Genomic DNA, 3,140 nt, shown 5'->3' with positions numbered 1-3,140 from the left:
CTGCGTGAACCGCGTGCCGTCGGCTCCGGCCGGCGTGCCGAGCGTGAGGCAGCGGCCGCTGTGCCGGGCGGTGAACGTGACCCCGGCGGCCGTCGTCGTCGGGCGCCACTGCTGGTTGGTGCCGCCCACGTAGGACCAGAGCTGGACGGCGACGCCGTCGCCGGTGGCGCCCGGGCCGCCCGCGACGTCCCAGGCCTTGTCCGCGTGCTGGTTGGTCACCTGGTAGTACCCGCCCGAGGTGGGCGTGAACCGCCAGCGCTGGTTGGCCTGGGCCGCGTCGCCGCAGGCCCACTGCTGCAGGCCGGTGCCGTCGGCGGTGCCCCAGTCGGCGGCGTCGAGGCACTTGCCGCTCGCGGACGAGGCCACCTGGTACCAGGACGCCGGGTCCGGGTCGGCGGGCGTGGTGGTGGACTGCGGGTCCCACGTGTAGGTGGCCACCGCGCGTCCCGGCAGCGTGTGGGTCAGGGAGCGGCCCTCGTCGGTGATGGAGAAGGTGCGGCTGCCGGAGGAGGCGTTCACGACGTACGCCACGCGGGTGCCGTCCGGGTTCTGGTAGACGACGTTCTGCAGGCCGCCGGGCTGCTCGCTGGTGGAGCCGATGCGGCGGGCCCCGGCGTCGACGAACCTGGTCAGGTGGCCCAGCACGTAGAACTCGGCGTTGCGTGTCACGGTGCCGCCGGCGATCTGGACCACCCCGTTGCACCGGGTGCCGCAGTGGCCCTGGTGCGGACCGCCGTTCTGGTCCAGCGCGAGGTTCCAGCTGATCGTCGTCTCGCCGCCGTTGCGCATGTTGCGCACCACGAGGTTCTCGGCGTGCCAGACCAGCGTGTCCCCGAACGTGTTCGCGGCGTTGTCGCTGTCCGTGCCGGAGCACTCGGTGAAGTAGACCCGCTTGCCGGCAGCCACGACCTGCGCCTGTGCCTCGGGGGAGCCGCCGTAGCAGTGGAACGCGGCGCCGACGACGCGCGAGATGCCCTGCGTGCCCGAGAAGACCTCCAGCGGGTAGTCGGGGCGGTCCCAGTTGTGGTCGTAGGCGAAGATCTGCGTGCCCAGCCCGGCGCTGGTCAGCCGGGCGTCGAGCACCCGCAGGAACTGGGCCTGCTCCGCCGCGGACATGCTCAGCGACGGATAGCTCGTCGCGAACAGCGGCTCGTTCGCCACCGTGAGGTCGCTGAGCGTGACGCCCTGCTGCGCGTACGCCTGGATCGCGCGGACCAGGTAGTCGGCGTACTCGTCGTAGTTCTCGGCGCGCAGGCTGCCACCGTTCAGGGAGCCGCCGGACTTCATCCAGGCCGGCGGGGACCACGGGCTGCCCATGAACCGGATGTTCGGGTTGATCGCCAGCGCCTGGCGCAGCACGGGCAGGATCTGCTGCTGGTCGCGCGCGATGCTGAACTGCCCCGGGGTGTCCTCGTAGGTGTAGAAGCCGCCCGAGTTGAAGTCGGTGCTGCCGAGCGGCTGGCGCAGGTAGTTCAGCCCGATGCCGTCGCCGGAGCGGGAGAACAGCGACCGCAGCAGCGTGTCGCGGGTGCCGGCGGGCAGGCCGCTGATCAGCGCGGCCGACGCCTCCGTGACGGACGCGCCCGCGCCGGTGAACCGCTGGGACACCTGGTCGGGGCTGACCCGGATGTCGGTGGCCTGCGGGCCTGTGTCGAAGGCGAGGGTGCCGCCGTCGGTCAGCTTGCGGCCGCCGTCGGCGGTGGTGACCCAGACCCGGGCACTGGTCGGGGCGGCGGCCTGGGCAGGGGCCGGAGTGGCGGCGGGGCCGGAGGCGGCAGCCGGGGCGATCCCGGCGGCCGCGAGAGCCAGGACGCCGAGCGTGGCGAGTGTCGTCCGGATGGACCCGGTGCGGGTGGTGCGCGTCATTGCGACTCCCTCGATGGGTGGAATGTGGGGCGAGCCTACCCCTACCTACCAAGTGCTCGGTAGGTAGCAGTTTCCCGTACCCGGCCGGGACCCGGGGGAGAGGTCCGTAGACTCGCTCGGATGACACGAGAACCCGGGGCCGTCCGGACGCGGCGTCCGCCCGCGGAGCGCCGGGCCGAGATCCTGCGCATCGCCATGGAGACGTTCGCGGAGCGCGGCTACCAGAGCGCGTCGCTCGCGGAGATCTCGGCGCGGGTCGGGCTGACTCAGGCCGGGGTGCTGCACTACTTCTCGTCCAAGGCCGGGCTGCTCACCGGCGTGCTCGACCTGCGCGACTCGTCCGACATCGAGGAGCTCGGCAGTGAGCGCCCGCGCGGCCTGGCGTTCCTGCGGCACCTGGTGGAGACCTCGCGGCGCAACACCGAGCGTGAGGGGATCGTGCGGCTGTACACGGTGCTCGCGGCGGAGAGCGTGACCGCGGAGCACCCCGCGCAGGACTACTTCCGCGACCGGTACCAGGGCCTGCTGGCCCTGGTGGTCGAGGCGCTGGAGGAGGCCCGGTCGCTCGGGGAGGTGGCGGACGACGTGGACACCGCCACCACCGCCCGCGTCATCGTGGCGACCATGGACGGCCTGCAGCTCCAGTGGCTGCTGGAGCCCGGCTCGGTCGACATGGCGCACGCGACCGAGGTGGCGATCGTCCGGCTCATCGGCCGGGACCTGCCGGGTCGCTGAGCTAGGCCCCCGGCTCCTCGGTGTCCGGCCCCTGGCCGTAGGACGTCGCCAGGTCCGCGACGTCGTGGGCGTAGGAGACGGACCGGTTGTAGGCCGCCAGCGCCCCCTGCCAGCCGTCGTCGCTGGTGAGGTCGCCGCCGCTCGCGCACAGGTAGTGGGCCGCGGTGAGCACGGCGTCGTCGATCTGGTGCGGGTCGGTGCGGCCGTCCAGGTTCCCGTCCTGCGCGAAGTCGGCCCATGTGGTGGGGATGAACTGCATCGGGCCGACGGCGCGGTCCCAGCGCACGTCGCCGTCGAGCTCGCCCCCGTCGGTGTCGAGGATCTCCATGACTCCCTCGCTGCCGTCCAGGGCGATGCCGATGATCGGCGGGCTCACCAGGCCGTCGGCGTCGGCGCTCGCCCCGAGGTAGCTGCCGTGGATCGACTCGACGGCGCCGATCCCGGCGAGCGTGTTCCAGCCGAGGCCGCACTGCGGCATGGTCTCGGCCAGCCGCAGGGACGCGCCCGCGTACGCGGCCAGCGCCCGCCGAGGGATGCCG

The 3,140-nt window shown here is 73.0% G+C and carries 3 protein-coding genes; 1 reads left to right on the top strand and 2 read right to left on the bottom strand.

Annotated elements, in window-relative coordinates:
- Nucleotides 1-1,866, bottom strand: a 1,866-nt coding sequence (locus tag PROKR_RS18040; RefSeq protein ID WP_051433116.1) for an RICIN domain-containing protein, incomplete at its 3' end; no start/stop codon positions are given.
- A 120-nt stretch (nt 1,867-1,986) separates the two neighbouring features.
- Here PROKR_RS18040 and PROKR_RS18035 point away from each other — a divergent pair.
- Entirely contained in the window at nt 1,987-2,601 is a 615-nt protein-coding gene (locus tag PROKR_RS18035; protein ID WP_211240174.1) for a TetR/AcrR family transcriptional regulator, read from the top strand.
- 1 nt (nt 2,602) lies between these two features.
- On the opposite strand, the gene PROKR_RS18030 is transcribed toward PROKR_RS18035, so the two are convergent.
- Nucleotides 2,603-3,140 (bottom strand): lytic transglycosylase domain-containing protein (locus tag PROKR_RS18030; RefSeq protein WP_036965378.1); only part of this gene is annotated, 538 nt, incomplete at its 5' end.

The sequence above is a fragment of the Promicromonospora kroppenstedtii DSM 19349 genome, from assembly GCF_000515355.1.
Lineage (GTDB): Bacteria > Actinomycetota > Actinomycetes > Actinomycetales > Cellulomonadaceae > Promicromonospora > Promicromonospora kroppenstedtii.
Note: the sequence above shows the minus strand (reverse complement) of the source record. Positions and strands in the feature narration are given on the sequence as shown.

Coding starts and splice junctions, on each gene's coding strand:
- PROKR_RS18035 (WP_211240174.1), top strand. CDS start 1,987: ATGACACGAGAACCCGGGGCCGTCCGGACGCGGCGTCCGCCCGCGGAG.